Origin of the sequence: Achromobacter sp. 2789STDY5608615 (genome assembly GCF_001298995.1) — a bacterium.
Taxonomy (GTDB): domain Bacteria; phylum Pseudomonadota; class Gammaproteobacteria; order Burkholderiales; family Burkholderiaceae_B; genus Achromobacter; species Achromobacter insuavis.
Genome location: NZ_CYTY01000029.1, coordinates 20,175 through 39,924, shown reverse-complemented (window position 1 = coordinate 39,924; position 19,750 = coordinate 20,175). Strand labels below are relative to the sequence as shown.

The following is a 19,750-nucleotide window of genomic DNA, read 5'->3' as shown; positions in this document are numbered from 1 at the left end:
TCAACGCTCCACCAGCGCAATGCGCTTGTTGTACCAGTTCATGAAAATCGAGATCGACAGGCTGACCGTGAGGTACGCGCCCATGATGATGAGAATGCCCTCGATGGCCTGCCCGGTCTGGTTCAGCGTGGTGTTGACCACCGACACGATGTCCGGATAGCCGATGGCCACGGCCAGCGAGCTGTTCTTGGTGAGGTTGAGGAACTGGCTGGTCATCGGCGGGATGATCACGCGCAGCGCCTGCGGCAGCACCACCAGGCGCAGCACCTGCTTGCGGCGCAGGCCCAGGGCCCCGGCCGCTTCCCATTGGCCATTGTTGACCGCCTGGATGCCCGAGCGCACCACTTCGGCGATGAAGGCCGACGTGTAGATCACCAGGCCCGCCAGCAGCGCGGCGAACTCCGGCGACAGCGTCAGGCCACCGCTGAAGTTGAAGCCCTTCAGTTCCGGCATGTCCAGCGTCAGCGAGGCGCCGCTGACCAGCCAGCCGATCACCGGCAGGCCGATCAACAGGCCGATGGCCGCGCGGCCCAGCGGGAACACCTGGCCGGTGGCTTCCTGGCGCTTCTTGCCCCAGTGGCCCAGGAACAGGATGGCGACGATGGCCAGGCCAAGGCCGGCCAGCATCCAGTCGAGCGAGTTGCCCTCCAGCGCCGGCACCTTGAGGCCGCGGTTGGAGATGAACACGCCCGGCAGCGGGTTGTGCGCCTGGCGCGGACCCGGCATGTTCTCGGTGATGAGCGCATACCAGAAGAACAGCTGCAGCAGCAGCGGCACGTTGCGCATCACTTCGACGTAGATCGACGTGATCTTGGCGACGAGCCAGTTCTTGGACAGCCGGCCCACGCCGATCAGCGTGCCGAGGATGGTCGCCAGCACGATGCCGAGCACGGCCACGCGCAGCGTGTTGAGCAGGCCCACCCAGATGGCGCGGCCATAGGTGTCGGCGGGGGTATAGGCGATGGGCGTTTCGCCGATGGCGAAGCCGGCCTCGCGTTGAAGGAAACCGAAGCCCGTGGCGATGTTGCGCACGGACAGGTTGTGAAGCGTGTTTGAAACCAGGAACCACACCGCCGTGGCAACGGCGGCCAGTGCTATCACTTGATAGACCACGGCGCGCACGCCGGGATCGTTCCAGTTCAGACGCCGGGGGGGTGCCGAAATCGGGGCGTTTTTATTGGGAGTCGTCATGAATGAATCTACAGAAGTCGGACACCGGGCGGCTGGGCCCGAAAGACCGCGCCGCCCACTCCTGCCGCCCGCTCGAAGGCGGGCTAGGCATGGCGCCGCGAGGGCGCCATGCCGGGCAGCCGTGTGTTAGCGCACCGGCCAGCCGTACATCAAGCCACCTTGCTTATAGCTGGCGTTCAGGCCGCGGTCCAGCTTCATCGCGCTGCTCTTGCCGAGCGTGGCTTCGAAGCTCTCGCCGTAGTTGCCGATCTGCTTGATGATGTTGTAGGCCCACTTGTCGTCCACGCCCAGGTTCTTGCCCATGCCCGGGGTCACGCCCAGGATACGCTGGATGTTGGGGTTGGTGCTCTTGGTCATTTCATCGACGTTGGCCTTGGTGATGCCGTATTCCTCGGCTTCCAGCATCGCGTTCAGCGACCAGCGGACCACGTTGAACCATTGCTCGTCGCCCTGGCGCACCATGGGGCCCAGCGGCTCCTTGGAGAAGTCTTCCGGCAGGATGATGTACTTGTCCGGATTCTCCAGCGTGGTGCGGGTCGAGGCCAGCTGCGACTTGTCGGTCGTGAAGGCATCGCAACGGCCGGCCGAGAAGGCGCGGATGATTTCGTCGTACTTGTCGATCACGACCGGCTTGAATTCGATCTTCTGGCCACGGAACCAGTCGGCCAGGTTCAGCTCGGTGGTGGTGCCGGGCTGCACGCAGATGGTGGCGCCGTTCAGTTCCTTGGCGCTCTTGACGTTCAGGTCCTTGGAGACCATGACGCCCTGGCTGTCGTAGTAGTTCACGCCCACGCCGATCAGGCCCAGCGTGGTGTCGCGGGTCAGCGTGACGGTGGTGTTGCGGGTCAGCACGTCCACTTCGCCCGATTGCAGGGCGGTGAAACGCTGCTGCGTGTTCAGCGGCGTGACCTTGATCTTGGTGGCGTCGCCGAACATGGTGGCGGCGACGGCGCGGCACAGGTCCACGTCCAGGCCCTTGTATTCACCCTTGCTGTCCGCGATCGAGAAGCCCGGGATGCCGGTCGACACGCCGCATTGGACAAACCCTTTCTTCTTGACGTTATCGAAGGTCGCACCCGCATTGGCAGCCGCGGACGCAGCGAACAGGGCGGTGCCAATGGCAGCGAGTTTCAGTACTTTCATCGTGATCTCCGTAGGGGTGTAGCGAAGCCGAACGCAAGGCCGGGTTGGGCTTTACGCATGGGGCGGATGGTAGCGTCCACAAAGCGGCCTCCGCATCCGGGAATTCCCTTGAAATATAGGGACACTGGATGAAATCAAACGGGGTTTTGCGATAAAAACGGGGACACATTTTCGTTCGAAAAAACGTGTCCAACCGGTCACTTTTGCGTGGGGCCGGCGGTCACATCAGGACACTTTTTCCCGCGCGCCCCTCTCGCGGTTTTAGGCCAGCTTACTGTCCCCGAGTTAATATTGCGGCTTCATCCGACAGCCGCCATGATCGAATTCCAGCACGTATTCAAATCGTATGGCCGCGGCCGCAATATCCTGGCCGACATCAACTTCCGCGTGAGCGCGGGAGAGTTCGTTTTCGTGTCGGGGCCATCCGGCGCCGGCAAGTCGACCCTGCTCAAGCTGATCGGGGGGCTCGAGCCCGCCAGCCGCGGCTCGATCCAGGTCAACGGCCAGCGGCTCGACAAGCTGCCGGCCCGCGCCCGGCCCTACCTGCGCCGCGCCGTCGGCGTGATCCTGCAGGACACGCACCTGCTGTTCGATCGCAGCGCGTTTGAAAACGCGATGCTGCCGCTGGCGGTCACCGGCCACCCCGGCGATTCGGCCGCCGCCCGCGCCCGCGCCGCGCTGGACAAGGTCGGCCTGTCGGGCAAGGAAGATCTCAACCCCATCGAGTTGTCGGGCGGCGAGCAGCAGCGCCTGGCGATCGCGCGCGCCATCGTCAACCGGCCCGCCATCCTGATCGCCGACGAACCCACCGCCAACCTCGACCACGACAACGCGCAGCGCATCATGAATGTGTTCCGCGACTTCAACCGCGTCGGCGTCACCACGCTGATCGCCTCGCACGACCAGGAACTCATGGCGCGCTACGCCACCCGCACCCTGCGCATCGACCCCGGCAAGTTCGCCGACTCGCACGGTCCCGCCACGCCCTCGGCCGACGCCGGCCACGGCAGCGCCGGAGAACCGGCATGAACGCCTGGCTGCGGCAGCATCGCTATGCGCTCATGGTCACCCTGCGCCGGCTGGTCAAGCAGCCGTTCTCCTCGCTCGCCAACCTGCTGGTGATGGCGCTGGCGCTGGCCCTGCCGCTGCTGGGCAGCGCCATCCTGGTGTCGGTGCAGCCGGTGGCGCGGCAGATGTCCGTCACCCCCGAGGTCACCGTCTTCCTGCGGGTCGACGCCCCCGCCGGCGCCGCCGCCGACATCGCCAGGCGCATCCAGGGCGAGTACGCCAACGACGTGCGCGCGGTGCGCGTGGTCGGCCGCGACGACGCCCTGGCCGACCTGCGCGCCAACCCCGCCTGGCAGCAGGCGCTGGCCGTGCTGCCCGGCAACCCCCTGCCCGACGCGGTGGTGGTGACCCTGGCCGAGGGCGAAGACCTGGCCGGCCGCGCCGACAAGCTGGCGCAGGCCTGGAAACAATGGAACCAGGTGGACCTGGTGCAACTGGACAGCGCCTGGGTGCAGCGGCTGGAGGCCATCCTGCGCTTTGCCCGCATCGGCCTGGGCTTCCTGGCCGCCTGCGTGGCGGTGGTGGTGCTGGCCACGGTCTTCAACACCGTGCGCATGCAGGCCCTGTCGCAGCGCGAGGAAATCGCGGTGGCGCGCCTGGTGGGCGCCACCGAATCGTTCGTACGGCGGCCGTTCCTGTACCTGGGCGCGCTGTCCGGCGCCCTGGCCTCGCTGCTGGCCATCGGCGTGGCGGCGGTGGCGCTGTCGCCGCTGAACAACGCCCTGCTCGGCCTGGCCCACAGCTACGGGGCGGAATTCGCCCTACATTTGCCCGGCGCCCCCGTGCTGCTGACGGCCATCGTGGCCTCGGCCGCCCTGGGCGCGCTGTCGGCCCGCTGGTCCGTGACCCGCAGCACGCGCTTCTAAACCCGCGTATAGCCCCCCTTCTTCCCCGTGATCCGGGGAACGGCCCCGCCCGACCCTGGTTAGGATGGAAACACCGTCCCGCCATGGGTCGCGCGCGCCCTCGCTATCGGGGAAACGGCCATATGTATCAGGGACATAACAAAGTTGCGGTTACACAGGTTTTCCCCCTATTACGGGCCAGATGTGCAAGAATAAAGCGACATCTTTCCTCATATTTTGAAACGTTTACTGTCCTACCGAGCGCTGCCTTCGTGTCCCAATCGTTGTTCTTGCCCTTGATTCCGTTCCATGGTCGCCCGTCTTGAAGCCCGTGCGACGCGCCATTATTTCGATAGCGCGTTCCAGTCTCAGGCGGTGAAGGTACTCCCCAACGAGTACTACGTCACCGACGAAGACATCATGATCTCGACCGTGCTCGGGTCGTGCGTGGCTGCCTGCATCCACGATCCCGTCAACGGCGTGGGCGGCATGAATCACTTCATGCTGCCCGAGGGCGACATGCAGTCGCCCGCCTCGGCCACCATGCGCTATGGCGCCTTCGCCATGGAAGTCCTGATCAACGAGCTGCTCAAGGCCGGCGCGTCGCGCGAGCGCCTCGAGGCCAAGGTGTTCGGCGGCGGCGCGGTGCTCTCCGCCATGCAGCAGATGAACATCGGCGAGCGCAACGGCCAGTTCGTGCTCAACTACCTGCGCACGGAAGGCATTCCGGTCAAGGCGCAGGACCTGGGCGACGTGCACGCGCGCCGCATCAACTACTTCCCGCGCGATGGCCGCGTGATGGTCCGCAAGATGGCGCCGCACCACCAGCGCGCCGAAGAGATCATCGCCAAGCGCGAACAGGCCGCCGCCGAAAGCGTGCAGGCCAAGACCCACAGCCCGCCGCGTGTCGAACGCTTCGCGCGGCCCGGCGTGGAACGCTTTGACCGCCCCGCCGCCCGCCCCGGGGTGGAACGTTTTGATCGCCCCGGCGTCGAGCGTTTCGACCGGCCGGGGGTCGAGCGCTTCGACCGTCCCGCCACGCGTCCCGGCGTGGAACGCTTCGACACCGGCGTCACCCGCCGCCGCAAGCCGGAAACCGCCGGCGGCTGAGTCCGCCGCCGCGTCAGCAGCCGAAACTGGCGCGGTACTGGCTGGGCGACACGCCCAGCCGCCGCTGGAACACCTCGCGCAGGTGCCGCGCATCGCGAAAGCCGCAATCAAACGCCACGGTCTTGAGCGGCGCCGACGCGCGCTCCAGCCGCGCGCGGGCCGCGTCCACCCGCGCGCTCTCGACGAAATCCGCCGGCGTGACGCCGGCATCCCGCAGGAACACCCGCGAGAAATTGCGGCGGCTCATGTTGGCCACCGCCGCCAGCGCGTCCACGCCCAGGTCGTCGGCCAGGTGCCCCAGCACGTACTGCTGCACCTGCGCCACCGCCGAGGTCTCCTCGACGAAGGGCGTCAGGAACGGGCTGAACTGCGACTGCCCGCCGGCGCGCTGCATGAACACCACCAGCCGCTTGGCCACGTTCAGCGCCACCTCCGGCCCGTGGTCCTGCGCCACCAGGTACAGGGCCAGGTCGATGCCGGCCGTCACCCCCGCCGACGTGTGCAAGCGGCCATCCTGCGCGTACAGGCGGTCGGTCTCGACCCGCAGGTCCGGATAGCGCGCCGCCAGCGCCGGCGCATCGTTCCAGTGGGTGGTGACCATGGCGCCCGCGGGCAGGCCGGCGCGCGCCAGCAGGAAGACGCCGTTGCAGATCGACCCATAGCGCTCGGCCCGCGCGCAGGCCGCGCGCAGCCAGGCCAGCGCCTCGTCCGATTCCCGCGCCGCCGGCAGGCCCGGGCCGCCGGCGGCCAGCAGCAGGTCGGGCGCGTCCGCGACGTCGGCGTAATGGCGCTGCGGCGTCAGCAGCATGCCGTTGGAACAGGGCACCGCGCCGCGCGTCAGGCCGATCAGCTCCATCCGGTACTGCCGGGCCGGCAGCAGGAAGCGGTTGGCCTCGGCGAACACGTCCAGCGGTCCGCTGACGTCCAGCGACTGCACGCCGGGAAAGACGAGGATGGCGACGGATTTCATGGGATCGGGAAGGCGAAAGGGGGAACGCCGCGCGGTACGCCACGGACAACGCGGCAACGGCGCCGCGACACGCTACCTTAGCCCAAGCCCTTGGGCGCGCGGCCCGCCGCCGCCGGGCCTGGCCGTAAACCGTGCCATGGCGGCCGCCATCCGCCGCCGCCCCGGGCCCTGGCCGCCGGACGCGCCATCCTGGCCGCAATCCGCCCCACGCGGCGCTGGTCCGCCACGGCGCGCGCGCCGACACTGCCTGCATCGCCCTCCGGGCTCGCCACGCAAGGAAACGCATCATGCAAACACCCTCCTCCGACCCCAGCGAACGCGTCGGTCCCGCCTTCTCCGTGGACGGCATGCTGCTGGCCCGCAACAAGACGCGCCAGGCCATCGAGGACATCGCCGCCCGCATCCGCCCCGGCATGATCGAGGAAGACGCCGTCGCCCTGGCCAAGCAGACGTTGATCGACGCCGGCCTGGCGCTCAGCTGGCACCCCACCCGCGTGCGCTTCGGCGCCAACACCATGAAGGCGATGCGCCAGGCGTCCACGCCCGGCGTGGCGCTGGGCGAACACGACATCTTCTTTCTCGATATCGCGCCGCGGCTGGACGCCTGGGAAGGCGACGGCGGCAAGAGCTACGTGGTGGGCGACGACGCCGGGCAGGCGCGCTGCGCGCGCGACGCCGAGGCGCTGTTCCATGATGTGCGCGGCGTCTGGCTGCGCGAGCGGTTGAGCGGGCAGGCGCTGTACGCCTACGCCGACCGCCAGGCGCGCGCCATGGGCTGGGAACTGAATTTCGACCTGCCCGGCCACCGCGTGTCCGACTTCCCGCACGCGGCGATCCACACCGGCTCGCTGGCCGACCTGGCGATCAGCCCCTCGGAGATGCGCTGGATCCTGGAGATCCACCTGCGCGACCCGCAGGGCCGCTACGGCGCGTTCTTCGAGGACATGCTGCTGGACGACGCGCACTATCCGGCCTAGCCGCACGCGCCGCCGCCCTCCCGGCGGTGCCGGCCAGGAACAGCCTGGCCAGGCGTCGCCCTTCACGCCGCCCGCGCGCCCCCGATCGACACCACGTTGGCGGTGAAGTCCTTGAGCAGGGCCTCGCGCCGCGCGGCGGCCTTTTCCATGGCCGCCTCCTTCACGTGGCCGTAGCCGCGGATCTCCTCCGGCACGCTGGCCAGCGCCACCGCGCGGTCGAGGTTGCCGCGGTTGAGCTTGGACAGGATCGCCGTCAGCGTCTCGCGGTATTCACGCGCCAGCTCGCGCTCGGCGCGACGCTCGCGGGTATAGCCGAACGGGTCGAAGCGCGTGCCGCGAAGGCGCTTCATGCGCGCCAGCAGGCGGAACACCCGCAACATGCCCGGGCCATAGGCCTTCTTGACCAGATGGCCGTCAGGGCCGCGGCGCGCGAACAGCGGCGGGGCCAGGTGGAAGCGCAGCTTCCAGTCGCCCTCGAACTGCTCGCCGATGCGCTTGAGGAACGCGCCATCGGTGTACAGCCGCGCCACTTCGTATTCGTCCTTGTAGGCCAGCAGCTTGAAGTAGTAGCGCGCCACCGCCAGCGCCAGGCGCTGGGTACCGGTGGCCTCGTGCTCGGCATGCGCCACCTTGTCCACCAGCTCGGCGTACTGCTGCGCATAAGCGGCGTCCTGGTACTGCGTCAGGAACGCGCGGCGCGTTTCGACCAGGCGCTCCAGCTCGCCGGCCGGCTTCTTCAGTTCCACCACCGGGCTGGCCGCGCGCGGACGGCGGATCTCGATGATGCCGTCCGGATGCGCCGGCGCGCCGCCGTTGGCCAGCAGGCGCGTGACGCCGGCCAGATCGTGGGCCGCGCGGCGGCCCCAGGCGAAGGCGGCCAGGTTGTTGGGCACCTGCTGGCCGTTCAGCTCGATGGCGCGCAGCAAGGACTCGCGCGACAGCGGCAGCCAGCCCTTCTGGTAGGCGTAGCCCATCATCAGCGGGTTGGAGTAGATGGCGTCGCCCAGCAGGCCCACGGCCAGCGCCGACGCGTCCACCGTGTGCAGGTTGTCCTTGCCGCAGGCGGCCTGCAGGTCCGCCGTCAGGTTGGCGCCCGGCAGCGTCCAGTCGGGATTGGTCACGAACGCCGCGGTGGGCGCGGTGTCGCTGTTGAGCAGCGCGCGCGAGCGGCCCGGGCGCAGCCGCGCCATGGCATCGGCGCTGGTCGCCACCACCAGGTCGCCGGCCAGCATCAGGTCGGCCTCACCCATCGCCACGCGCGTATTCATCAAATGGTCCGGCGTCTGCGCCAGCACCACGTGCGAATACACCGCGCCGCCCTTCTGCGCCAGGCCGGCCATGTCCAGCACCGAACAGCCCTTGCCTTCCAGGTGCGCGGCCATGCCCAGCAGCTGGCCGATGGTGACCACGCCGGTGCCGCCGACGCCGGCGATGAACACGCCATAGGCTTGCGCCAGGCCCGGAAATGCCGGTTGCGGCACCTCGTCGTCGACCGCGCCTTCCGGCGCCAGCGCGCGCGGCTTGCGCAGCTTGCCGCCTTCCACCGTGACGAAGCTGGGGCAGAAGCCCTTCAGACAGGAGAAGTCTTTGTTGCAGCTGGACTGGTTGATGGCGCGCTTGCGGCCGAACTCGGTCTCCAGCGGCTCCACCGACAGGCAGTGCGATTTCTGCGAACAGTCGCCACAGCCTTCGCACACGCGCTCGTTGATGACCACGCGCCGCGCCGGATCGGGATAGGCGCCGCGTTTGCGGCGGCGGCGCTTCTCGGTGGCACAGGTCTGGTCATAGATCAGCACCGACACGCCGGGGTGTTCGCGCAATTCGCGCATCACCGCGTCCAGCTCGTCGCGGTGTTTCACCGGCACGCCCGGCGCCATGCCGGCCATGCCCTGGTACTTTTCCGGCTCGTCGGTCACCACCACGATCTTGTCGATGCCCTCGGCCGCCACCTGGCGGCTGATCATCGGCACGCTGATGGGGCCATCCACCGGCTGCCCGCCGGTCATGGCCACCGCGTCGTTGAACAGGATCTTGTAGGTGATCGGCGCCTTGGCCGCCACCGCCGCGCGGATCGCCAGCAGGCCCGAATGGAAGTAGGTGCCGTCGCCGAGGTTGGCGAACACGTGCTTCTCTTCGGTGAACGGCGCCTGCCCCAGCCACGGCACGCCCTCGCCGCCCATCTGCGTGTAGACCTGGGTATTGCGGCCCATCCAGGTCACCATGTAGTGGCAGCCGATGCCGGCCATGCCGCGCGAGCCGTCCGGCACCCGCGTCGAGGTATTGTGCGGACAGCCCGAACAGAACCACGGCTTGCGGTCCTCCACCACGCGCGGCCGCGCCAGCGCCTGTTCGCGGCCGGCAATGAAGGCCAGCCGCGCCTCGATGCCGGCGCGCACGTCGGCCGGCAGCTCGAAGCGCAGCAGGCGCGCGGCGATGGCCTTGGCCACCATCGCCGGCGAAAACTCGTAGTGCGCCGGCAGCAGCCAGTTGCCCTGCGGCACCGACCACTCGCCGCCGTCCTTGTCGTCGAACTTGCCGACCACGCGCGGGATCTTCTTGCCGCTGCCGATCCAGCTGAACAGTTCTTCCTTCAACTGGTATTCCAGCACCTGGCGCTTTTCCTCGACCACCAGGATCTCGTCCAGGCCGTCGGCGAATTGCGCCATGCCGGTGGATTCCAGCGGCCACACCATGCCGACCTTGAACAGCCGCAGGCCGATGCGCTGGCACACCGCCTCGCTCAGCCCCAGGTCCGACAGCGCCTGGCGCGTGTCCAGGTAGGCCTTGCCCGAGGTCATGATGCCGAAGCGCGCATCGCGCGCCGGCACCTGCCACAGCTCGCGGTTCAGATTGTTCGCGCGGGCGTAGGCCAGCGCCGCGTACAGCTTGTAGTCCAGTAGCCGCGCTTCCTGCTGCAGGGGCGTGTCCGGGATGCGGATGTTCAGGCCGTCCGGCGGCAGCTGGAAATCCCCGGGCAGCACGATCCGCACGCGGTACGGATCCACGTCCACCGAGGCCGACACCTCGACGATGTCGGTAATGCATTTCATGCCGACCCAGACCCCGGCGTAGCGGCTCATGGCCCAGCCGTGCAGGCCATAGTCCAGCACCTCCTGCACGCTCGACGGGAACAGCGCCGGGATCATGCAGGCCTTGAGGATGTGATCGCTCTGGTGCGGCAGCGTCGACGACTTGGCCGGGTGATCGTCGCCGGCCACCACCAGCACGCCGCCGTGCGGCGAGGTGCCGGCGGCGTTGGCGTGCTTGAACACGTCGCCGCAGCGGTCCACGCCCGGCCCCTTGCCGTACCACATGCCGAACACGCCGTCGTATTTGGCGCCCGGAAACAGGTTGACCTGCTGCGTGCCCCACACCGCAGTGGCTGCCAGGTCCTCGTTGATGCCCGGCTGGAACTCGACGTGGTGCGCCTTCAGGTACTTGGCCGCCTTCCACATGTTCTGGTCGACCCCGCCCAGCGGCGAGCCCCGGTAGCCCGACACGAACCCGGCCGTGTTCAGTCCCGCGCGCAGGTCGCGCAGCCGCTGCATCATCGGCAGGCGCACCAGGGCGTGGATGCCGCTCATCCAGGCGCGGCCACTTTCGAGGGTGTATTTGTCGTCCAGCTGGACGGATTCGAGCGCCGCGCGCAGCGCGGGCGTGAGGGGGGCATTCATGTCTACTCCGAGGGTCGTGGAACGCCCGCGGCAGCCAACGCACCACGCCCTCTTGAAGCGCATGCGGGCAAGCGGCGGGAGGTGAATTCCGGGCGCTCGATGCGCCTCTGTCCTACGGTTGTAACCGCTCGCCCCACCCCCGGCAATAGGGCGATGCGATAATTGCGGGCATGGACTTCGCCCCTCGCATCGTCGCCTGGCAACGCCAGCACGGCCGCCACGATCTCCCCTGGCAAAACACCCGGGATCCCTACCGCATCTGGCTCTCGGAGATCATGCTGCAGCAGACGCAGGTGACCACCGTGATCCCCTACTACGAACGCTTCCTGCAGCGCTTCCCCGACGTCGCCGCGCTGGCCGCCGCCGCCCAGGAAGACGTGATGCCCTACTGGGCCGGCCTGGGCTACTACGCCCGCGCCCGCAACCTGCACCGCTGCGCCCAGGAAATCGCGCGCGACTGGAACGGCCGCTTCCCGCCCACCGCCGAAGCCATCGCCACCCTGCCCGGCATCGGCCGCTCGACCGCCGCCGCCATCGCCGCCTTCGCCTACGGCGAGCGCTCGCCCATTCTCGACGGCAACGTCAAGCGCGTCTTCACCCGCCAATTCGGCATCGCCGGCGACCCCGCCAAGCGCGAGATCGAACAACGCCTGTGGGCCCTGGCCGACGCCAACGTCGACGCCGCCCCCGGCCTGGACATGGCCGCCTACACCCAGGGCCTGATGGACCTGGGCGCCACCCTCTGCACGCGCGGCAAGCCGGCCTGTGAGCGCTGCCCGGTCGCCGATACCTGTGTCGCCAAGCGCGACGGCCGCCAGGCTGAGCTGCCCACGCCCAAGGCGCGCAAGGCGATTCCGGAACGCGAGACCGCCATGCTGGTGCTGCAGCACCAGGGCGCCTTCCTGCTGCAGCAGCGCCCCGAACCCGGTATCTGGGGCGGCCTCTGGAGCCTGCCCGAATTCGACGCCGCCGGCGACCCCCTGGCCGCCTCCCGCGCCCTAGGCCTGGACCCCGAACAGCGCTTCGAACTCGCCGCCTTCGCCCACACCTTCACCCACTACCGCCTGCACATCCGCCCCTGGTACGTGCCCGTGCGCAGCGCCTCGCTACGCCAGCCCACGCAACCCGAGCGCTGGATCACCCAGGCCGAGCTCCCCGACACCGCCCTGCCCGCCCCCGTCAAGAAACTCCTGCTGGGCCTGATCGAAGCCGGCCTCCCCGGCGACCTGCTGGTCAACAGCAAGTAGCGCGCCCCATCCCCCGCCTGCCCCGTCACTCGCGCCTCAAGAACCCACCCGTCACTCCTCCCCCAGCAACATCACCAGCTTCAGATCCAAATGCGTCGCCAGGCGAAAGGTGATCTGCTGATAGGCCAACGTGCCACGGCGCGGGTGCTGGAACTCGCGCAAACCGCCTTCGCGCTCCACCACCGCGTGCCGCGTCCACCAATGGGCGAATACGGCGCTCTGCCGGTTCAGGGCGTCGATCAGCGCCAGCACCGCCGGCTCATCCAGATGCGCCCCCGCATCCGCCCGGAACTCGGCCACCACGCGCCGCGCCCGCTGCTCCCAGTCCACCACCAGCTCGCGCGCCGCCGGATCCAGGAAGATGTAGCGCAGCAGGTTGGGCTCCGGATCCCGGGCCGGCCAGTCGTCGAACAGTTCCCGCAGCGGCTCATTACAGGCCAGCACGTTCCAGGCCCGGTCCAGCACGTAGGCCGGCGCGGTGATCGCATCCACGCACTCACGCAACGACCCCGGCGCCCCCATCGCATCGTCGCGCGCATGCTGCGGGTCGGCGCAATCGGCCAGGTCGAACAGATAGGCCCGCTCGGCCCGCGCCAGCTGCAGCACCCCCGCGATGCGCGACCACACCGACGGCGACACCGACACCTCGCGCCCCTGCTCGATCCAGGTGTACCAGGTGACGCTGATGCCGCACAGCTGCGCCACCTCTTCGCGCCGCAGCCCCGGCGTGCGGCGCCGCATGCCTTCGGGCAGGCCGGCCATCTGCGGGGTGATGCGCGAGCGGGCGCTGCGCACGAACTCGCCCAGCGCCTGGCGGCGCAGGCGGGAGCCTTCGTGACCGGCGGCGCCGGCCTGGGGGGAAGTGTTCATACCAGGATAAGCGGGGGACTTGTACGTGTATAAGTGCCGTCTATGTTAGCGCCTGCGGCGGCGCCGCGGGACGGCTCCAGCCACGGGCCGGAGCGCCCGCTCGACGCGCCGTGCTCGACAGCGCCACGGTCGAACAGGTATAGATCGGGATTGAACCGACAAAATGGCAGCCACAAGGAGACAACACGCCATGCCCACCCCCCGGACGCCCCCGACCTGCCCGACCGTGACCGAAGCCGCGGCGCTGTTTCGCGAGGGCCGCGTCACCAGTGAAGCCCTGACCCGCAGCTGCCTGGACCGCATCGCGTCCCGCCAGGACCTCAACGCCTTCATCACCGTCGACGCCGACGGCGCGCTGGCCCAGGCGCGGGCCGCCGATGCCGCGCGCGCCGCGGGCCGCGCCGCCCGGCCGCTGGAGGGCGTGCCCGTGGCCATCAAGGACAACATCCACGTCGCGGGACTGCCCAACACCGCCGGCACCCCCGCCCTGCGCCACTTCCGTCCGGCCGAGGACGCGCCTGTGGTGCGGCGGCTGCGCGAGGCCGGCGCCGTCATCGTCGGCAAGACGCACATGCATGAACTGGCGTTCGGCGTGTCCGGCTTCAACACCGCCTATCCCGGCCCGCGCGGCGCGGGCACCCGCAACGCCTATGACCCCGAGCGCATCGCCGGCGGCTCGTCCTCGGGCAGCGGCGCCGCCGTGGGCGCGCGGCTGGTGCCGGCCGCGCTCGGCACCGACACGGGCGCCTCGGTGCGGCTGCCGGCCGCGCTCAACGGCGCCGTCGGTTTCCGGCCATCGGTGGGGCGTTATGACGGCGCCGCCATCACGCCGATTTCGCATACCCGCGACACCCCCGGCCCCATCGCCAACGAAATGGCCGACATCGCCCTGCTGGACGCCGTGCTGAGCGGCGACGCCGCGCCGCTGCCGGCGCTGAAGGCCGCCGACCTGCGGCTGGGCCTGCCCGCCTATTTCTGGCAGGACCTGGACCCGCGGGTCGAGGCCGTGACGCAGGCCGCGCTGGCGCGCCTGCGCGCGGCCGGCGTGACCCTGGTCCCGCTCGACATGCCCGGCCTGGAAGCCAGCAACGCCGCCACCAGCATGCCGCTCTGCCTGTACGAGCAGAAGCCCGACCTGACCGATTACCTGCAACGCCATGCGGTCGGGGTGAGCTTCGAGGGCGTCGTCGCGCAGATCTCCAGCCCCGACGTCAAGGCCATCTTCGACAACCTGATCGTGCCGGGCGTGCTGCCCACGCCATCGGGCGAGGTGTTGCCGCTGCGGCCTCTGTACGACAGCGCCATCGCGGTGCATCGCGACGCGCTCATCGACGTCTACCGCCGCGCGTTCGAGCAGCACGCGCTGCACGGCCTGCTGTTTCCCACGGTGCCGGTGCCGCCGCCGCTGGCCGCGCCGGAAGCCAGCAGCCTGGAAACGTTCCAGCGGCTGGCGCGCAACGTCGATCCGGGCAGCAATGCCGGGCTGCCCGGCCTGAGCCTGCCGGCCGGCCTGTCGGCGGACGGGCTGCCGATCGGACTGGAAGTGGATGGGCTGCCCGGCGCGGATCGCCAGATCCTCGCGGTCGGCATGGCGCTCGAACCGCTGCTGGGCCGGCTGGCGCCGCCGCAAGCATGATGCGCCTGCCCGCCCAGGCGGCGGCTGCGCCTCAGGCGGGGTCCGCGCGCATGGCGGCCAGGGTCGCGTCCAGCGCGCCGGCCACGCCCAGCGTGCGCAGCGATTGCGCCGCCTGCGCCACCTCGCGCACGAAGCGCGCGTCGCCGCCCAGGTCGCCGAACACGGCGGCCAGGGCCGTCATCTCCCGCGCCCAGGCCAGCGCGGCGGCCGGCCCCGGCGGCGCGTCGCGCGCCGCCGCTTCGGCCCGCGTCAGCCGCTGCGCCAGCGTCTCGGCCAGCGGGTCCTCGATCGGATAGCGCCGGCCGGCCTGATCGACCCCGCGCAGGAAATGCAGCCAGCCGGCCAGCGCCAGCGCCAGCCCGGTGATCGGCCGGTCCGCCGCCAGCCGCGCCCGCAGCGTGCCCAGCAGGCGCTGCGGCATCTTCTGCGATCCGTCCATGGCGATCTGCCGCGTCTGGTGCCGCAGCGCCGGATTGGCGTAGCGTTGCAACAGCCGCTCCTGATAAGCCGCCAGATCCAGGCCGGGCAAGGCCGGCAGGGTCGGCGCGATCTCGGTGCGCATCAGGTCGGCCAGATAGCGCCGCAGCGCCGGCTGCGCCACCGCCTGGTCCACCGTGGCCCAACCCGCCATCACCGACAGATAGGCCAGCGCCGAATGCGCGCCGTTGACCATGCGCAGCTTGAGCGTCTCGAACGGCGCGGCCTCGGCGGCGAAGCGCGCCCCGCCGGCGGCCCAGTCCGGCCGGTCGGCGGCGAAGTGGTCTTCCACCACCCACTCCAGGAACGGCTCGGCCTGCACCGGCCAGGCGTCCGTCATGCCCAGCGCCTGCGCCACGGCGGCGCGGTCCTCGTCGGTGGTGCGCGGCACGATGCGGTCCACCATCGAGCACGGGAAGGTGCAGGCCTGGCCGATCCATTCGGCCAGCCGCGCGTCCACCTGCGCGGCGAACGCCAGCACCAGGCCGCGCAACAGATGGCCGTTACTGGGCAGGTTGTCCAGCGACAGCAGCGTCACCGGCCCCAGGCCCGCCGCGCGGCGGCGCTGCAGCCCCCAGACCAGGAATCCGATGGTGCTGCGCGGCGCCAGCGGCTGCCCCAGGTCGTGCACGATGTCGGGATGCGCCAGGTTCAGCGCGCCGCTGGCCGGATCGTGGCAATAGCCTTTCTCGGTCACGGTCAGGCTGACGATGCGCGTATACGGACTGGCGATGCGCGCCAGCACCGCCTGCGGATCCTCCGGCGCAACCAGCGTTTCCAGCAGGCAGCCGATCACGGCCAGCCGCGCTTGCGGCCGGCCCTCGGCGTCGGCGCTGCGCAGCGCCAGCGTGTACAGCCCGTCCTGCGGCGCCAGCGCGTCGCGGGTATCGGCCTGCCGCAGCGACACGCCGCAAATGCCCCAGCGCGGATCGCCGCTGGCATGAATGGCCGCTTCGTTCACCGCCGCCAGGTGGCCGCGCGCGAACGCGCCCAGCCCCAGGTGCACGATGCCGGCGCGCAAGGCGCCGCGGTCATAGGCCGGCCGCGCCACGTCCGGCGCCAGCGCCTGCAGGCGCGCCGGATGCAGCCGGACGGCCGCGGGGGCTACCAGTTCCATAACGTGCCGTCCTGCTGCAGCCGGTTCACCGGCAGGTAGGCGCGCTTGTACGGATACTTGGCGGCCAGCTTTTCGTCAATGTCCACGCCGTGGCCCGGCACGTCGCCCGGATACAGCATGCCCTGCGAGAAGGTGTAGGCGTGCGGGAACACCGCGTCCGTCTCCTCGGTGTGGCGCATGTATTCCTGGATGCCGAAGTTCGGCACCCACAGGTCGAAGTGCAGCGCCGCGCCCATGCACACCGGCGACAGGTCGGTGGCGCCATGGCAGCCGGTGCGCACCTGGTACAGCGAGGCCAGGTCCGCGATGCGGCGCAGGTGGGTGATGCCGCCCGCGTGCACCACGGTGGTCCGGATGTAGTCGATCAACTGGTTCTGCACCAGGTCCTTGCAGTCCCAGATCGAATTGAAGATCTCGCCCACCGCCAGCGGCGTGGTGGTGTGCTGGCGGATCAGGCGGAAGGCCTCCTGGTTCTCGGCCGGCGTGGCGTCCTCCATCCAGAACAGGTTGTACGGCTCCAGCGACTTGCCCAGGCGGCCGGCCTCGATCGGCGTAAGGCGGTGGTGCACGTCGTGCAGCAGGTGATGCTCGAAGCCGAGCTTTTCGCGGATGCGATCGAACAGCTTGGGCGTGTGCTGCAGGTACTTCTCGGTGGACCAGTCGTGCTCGCTCGGCAGGTCGGCGTCGGCGGGTTCGTAGAACAGGTTGCCGCGGCCCACGCCGTAGACCTTGTCCAGCCCCGGCACGCCGCTCTGCGCGCGGATCGCGCGGTAGCCCATGTCGGCATAGCGCAGCACCTCGTCGACGGTGTGCTCGATGTCGCTGCCGTTGGCGTGGCCGTAGACCATCACCCCGGTGCGGCTCTTGCCGCCCAGCAGCTGGTACAGCGGCAGGCCGGCGGCCTTGGCCTTCAGGTCCCACAGCGCGGTGTCGACCGCGGCGATGGCGGTCATCGTGACCGGGCCGCGGCGCCAGTAGGCGCCCTTGTACAGGTATTGCCAGATGTCCTCGATCTGGTGCGCGTCACGGCCGATCAGGCAAGGCACCACGTGTTCGGTCAGGTAGGCCGCCACGGCCAGCTCGCGTCCGTTCAGGGTGGCATCGCCGATGCCGGTCAGGCCCTGGTCGGTCTCGATCTTCAGGGTCACGAAATTGCGGCCCGGCGAACAAACAATGACGCGTGCGTTCGTAATTTTCATCATGGATTCCGTGAAAACGGGAGGGTGTTCAGCCTTCCCAGCCCAGGTGGCTGAGGAAGTCGCGGGTACGGGCGACCTGCGGGTTGTCGAAAATCTGCGCGGGCGGGCCCTGTTCCAGGATGGCGCCGTTCTCGAACACCACCACCCAGTTGGCCACGCGCCGCGCGAAACTCATTTCATGCGTGACCACGATCATGGTCATGCCTTCCTGCGCGAGCTTCTTCATGACGTTCAACACCTCGCCCACGGTCTCGGGGTCGAGCGCCGAGGTCGGCTCGTCGAACAGCATCACTTCCGGCTCCATCGCCAGCGCGCGGGCGATCGCCACGCGCTGCTGCTGGCCGCCGGACAGGTTGGCGGGAAAGTTGCCGGCCTTGGCGGCCAGGCCGACCTTCTCCAGCAGCGCCATGGCGCGGGCCCGCGCCTGTTCCGGCGCCATGCCGAGCACGGTGATGGGCCCCATGGCGACGTTGTCCAGCGCCGACTTGTGCGGGAACAGCTCGAAGCTCTGGAACACCATGCCCATGCGCTGGCGCACCTTGCGCACCTCGGACTCGGCCTCCGGCACCGCCACGCCGTCCAGCAGCACGCGGCCGCCGTCGATCTTCTCGAGCGCGTTGGTGCAGCGCAGGAGCGTGGACTTGCCCGAACCGGACGGGCCGATCAGGCACATCACCTCGCCCTTGTTGACCTGCAGCGAGACGTCGTTCAACGCCACGAAATCGCCAAAAACCTTGCGCACGTGCTCGTACACCAGCACCGGCGGCTGATCGGCGCCCTTGCGTGCGGCAGCCGTTGCTGCGGCAGCCGTTGCTGCGGCGGCCGTTGCCGCGGCCACCGCCGCGCCGGTCGTGCCGGCCACTTGTTCCAGGATCATCTCTTTCACTCCTTGACTCCGTATTTGCGGTGGATCCAGTCGACCAGCTTGGCCTGCGGATAGCCCATCAGCCAATAGATCACCGCCATCGCGGTCAGCATTTCCAGCACGCGGAAGCTCTGCGCGCGCACCTGCATCGAGGCATAGGCCAGCTCGCTGACGGCGATCACCGACACCAGCGAGGTGTCCTTGAACAGCGAGATCCAGGTGCTGGCCAGCACCGGCAGGATGCGCCGCGCCGCCTGCGGCACCAGCACCTTGAACATGGCCTGGCGGCGCGACATGCCCATCGCCAGCGCCGCTTCCATCTGGCCCTTGCGGATCGAATTGATGCCGGCGCGGAAGGTTTCCGAGTTGTAGGCCGACACATTCAGCACCAGCGCCACCAGCGCCGTGGTCACCGCCGAGAACTGCACGTCCAGCGCCATCGGCATCACGTAGAACGCCCAATAGATCACCAGGATCAGCGGCAGGTTGCGGAAGAACTCGACGATCGCCACCGCGACGCCGTTGGCCACGCGGTTCGACGACAGCCGCATCAGCGCCAGCACCATGCCGCCCGGCACCGCCAGCGCCATCGTCACCACCGTCAGCATCACGGTCATGGCCGCGCCCTGCAGCAGCACCTGGCGCGAGTCCCAGATAATTCCCCAGTCCAGATTCATGAGCGCCCCAGGTGTGCGTAACGTTGGTACAGCCGGTCCACGCCGCGCGTCACCGGGAACAGGATCACGAAGTACGCCACGATCACCGCGGTGAACACCTCGATCGGCCGGTAGCTCTGCCCGGCGATCGTCTCGGCCTTGTGCATCAGTTCGGGCACCGCGATCACCGTGGCGATGGCGGTGTCCTTGATCGCCACCGTCAGCACCGAGCCGAAGGCCGGCAGCATGCGGATGGTGGCCTGCGGCAGGATGATCTTGCGCAGCGCCTGGGCCCGCGACATGCCGAGCGCCAGGCCGGCTCGCATCTGCCCCGGCCGCACCGACTCGATGCCGGCGCGGATCACCTCGGCCGAGTAGGCCGCGATGTGCAGCGTCAACGCCACCAGCGCCGCCCAGAACGGCGCGAAGGTCACGCCGGCCAGCAGCGGGAAGGCGAAGTAGATCCACACCAGCACCACCAGCACCGGGATGGCGCGCATGCTGTCGATGTAGAACACCAGCAGCACCCGCAGCCAGCGCGGCCCGTACAGGCGCAACAGCGCGATCACCAGGCCCAGCAGGATGCTGGACACCGCCGTGACGGCGCTCAGCGCCACCGTGATGCCCAGGCCGCTGGCGAAGAAGCGCCAGTTATCGACGATGGGGGAAAAATCGAAATCCATGGAATCTCCGTGCCGACACGAG

General features: G+C 69.4%; 16 protein-coding genes. 6 read left to right on the top strand and 10 right to left on the bottom strand.

Going from position 1 to position 19,750, the window contains the following annotated elements; all coding sequences use genetic code 11:
- Both AOZ49_RS22305 and AOZ49_RS22300 read right to left on the bottom strand, forming a co-directional pair.
- A complete protein-coding gene (locus AOZ49_RS22305; protein ID WP_054433177.1) occupies positions 1-1,191 on the bottom strand; it encodes an amino acid ABC transporter permease in 1,191 nt (396 codons plus the stop codon).
- Between the two features lie 126 nt (positions 1,192-1,317).
- Positions 1,318-2,334, bottom strand: coding sequence for an amino acid ABC transporter substrate-binding protein (locus tag AOZ49_RS22300; protein WP_054433176.1), 1,017 nt, complete (start codon positions 2,332-2,334; stop codon positions 1,318-1,320).
- A 315-nt stretch (positions 2,335-2,649) separates the two neighbouring features.
- On the opposite strand from AOZ49_RS22300, the gene AOZ49_RS22295 reads away from it, so the two are divergent.
- From AOZ49_RS22295 to cheD, 3 genes are all read left to right on the top strand, one after another.
- The gene (locus tag AOZ49_RS22295; protein ID WP_054477824.1) at positions 2,650-3,363 is read left to right on the top strand and encodes a cell division ATP-binding protein FtsE; all 714 of its coding nucleotides are present in this window, start codon (positions 2,650-2,652) and stop codon (positions 3,361-3,363) included.
- Positions 3,360-4,268 (top strand): cell division protein FtsX, encoded by a 909-nt coding sequence (locus AOZ49_RS22290; RefSeq protein WP_054477822.1) that lies wholly within the window; start codon positions 3,360-3,362, stop codon positions 4,266-4,268. The genes AOZ49_RS22295 and AOZ49_RS22290 overlap by 4 nt, the downstream gene beginning before the upstream one ends.
- A gap of 288 nt (positions 4,269-4,556) precedes the next feature.
- Entirely contained in the window at positions 4,557-5,357 is an 801-nt protein-coding gene (gene cheD / locus AOZ49_RS22285; protein ID WP_054433173.1) for a chemoreceptor glutamine deamidase CheD, read from the top strand.
- Between the two features lie 13 nt (positions 5,358-5,370).
- Here the strand turns inward: cheD and AOZ49_RS22280 are convergent, their stop codons facing one another.
- Positions 5,371-6,327: a GlxA family transcriptional regulator gene (locus AOZ49_RS22280; RefSeq protein WP_054433172.1), complete on the bottom strand. Its 957-nt coding sequence runs from the start codon at positions 6,325-6,327 to the stop codon at positions 5,371-5,373.
- Positions 6,328-6,614: 287 nt separating this feature from the next.
- On the opposite strand from AOZ49_RS22280, the gene AOZ49_RS22275 reads away from it, so the two are divergent.
- Positions 6,615-7,304 carry a M24 family metallopeptidase gene (locus tag AOZ49_RS22275; RefSeq protein ID WP_054433171.1) on the top strand — a complete coding sequence of 230 codons (690 nt, stop codon included), beginning with the start codon at positions 6,615-6,617 and terminating at the stop codon, positions 7,302-7,304.
- A 62-nt stretch (positions 7,305-7,366) separates the two neighbouring features.
- Here AOZ49_RS22275 and AOZ49_RS22270 read toward each other — a convergent pair whose 3' ends face one another.
- Positions 7,367-10,978 (bottom strand): indolepyruvate ferredoxin oxidoreductase family protein, encoded by a 3,612-nt coding sequence (locus AOZ49_RS22270; protein WP_054477820.1) that lies wholly within the window; start codon positions 10,976-10,978, stop codon positions 7,367-7,369.
- Positions 10,979-11,148: 170 nt separating this feature from the next.
- Between AOZ49_RS22270 and mutY the strand changes: the two genes are divergently transcribed.
- Positions 11,149-12,225: an A/G-specific adenine glycosylase gene (mutY, locus tag AOZ49_RS22265; RefSeq protein WP_054477818.1), complete on the top strand. Its 1,077-nt coding sequence runs from the start codon at positions 11,149-11,151 to the stop codon at positions 12,223-12,225.
- A gap of 51 nt (positions 12,226-12,276) precedes the next feature.
- Here mutY and AOZ49_RS22260 read toward each other — a convergent pair whose 3' ends face one another.
- On the bottom strand, positions 12,277-13,095 hold the full coding sequence (locus AOZ49_RS22260) for a helix-turn-helix transcriptional regulator (RefSeq protein ID WP_054477815.1): 819 nt from the start codon (positions 13,093-13,095) through the stop codon (positions 12,277-12,279).
- Between the two features lie 190 nt (positions 13,096-13,285).
- Here AOZ49_RS22260 and iaaH point away from each other — a divergent pair, with 190 nt between their 5' ends.
- Entirely contained in the window at positions 13,286-14,731 is a 1,446-nt protein-coding gene (iaaH, locus tag AOZ49_RS22255) for an indoleacetamide hydrolase (protein ID WP_082380544.1), read from the top strand.
- A 31-nt stretch (positions 14,732-14,762) separates the two neighbouring features.
- On the opposite strand, the gene AOZ49_RS22250 is transcribed toward iaaH, so the two are convergent.
- The 5 genes from AOZ49_RS22250 to AOZ49_RS22230 all read right to left on the bottom strand — a co-directional run bounded on the left by AOZ49_RS22250 (position 14,763) and on the right by AOZ49_RS22230 (position 19,728).
- On the bottom strand, positions 14,763-16,325 hold the full coding sequence (locus AOZ49_RS22250) for a mannitol dehydrogenase family protein (RefSeq protein WP_054477810.1): 1,563 nt from the start codon (positions 16,323-16,325) through the stop codon (positions 14,763-14,765).
- Complete coding sequence (gene manD / locus AOZ49_RS22245) at positions 16,313-17,524, bottom strand: D-mannonate dehydratase ManD (protein ID WP_054477808.1); 1,212 nt, start codon at positions 17,522-17,524, stop codon at positions 16,313-16,315. The genes AOZ49_RS22250 and manD overlap by 13 nt, the downstream gene beginning before the upstream one ends.
- 28 nt (positions 17,525-17,552) lie before the next feature.
- On the bottom strand, positions 17,553-18,284 hold the full coding sequence (locus AOZ49_RS22240) for an amino acid ABC transporter ATP-binding protein (RefSeq protein ID WP_054433255.1): 732 nt from the start codon (positions 18,282-18,284) through the stop codon (positions 17,553-17,555).
- A gap of 122 nt (positions 18,285-18,406) precedes the next feature.
- Entirely contained in the window at positions 18,407-19,066 is a 660-nt protein-coding gene (locus AOZ49_RS22235) for an amino acid ABC transporter permease (RefSeq protein WP_006392648.1), read from the bottom strand.
- Positions 19,063-19,728, bottom strand: a complete 666-nt coding sequence (locus AOZ49_RS22230) for an amino acid ABC transporter permease (protein ID WP_006392647.1) — start codon at positions 19,726-19,728, stop codon at positions 19,063-19,065. The genes AOZ49_RS22235 and AOZ49_RS22230 overlap by 4 nt, the downstream gene beginning before the upstream one ends.
- Between the last annotated feature and the right edge of the window lie 22 nt (positions 19,729-19,750).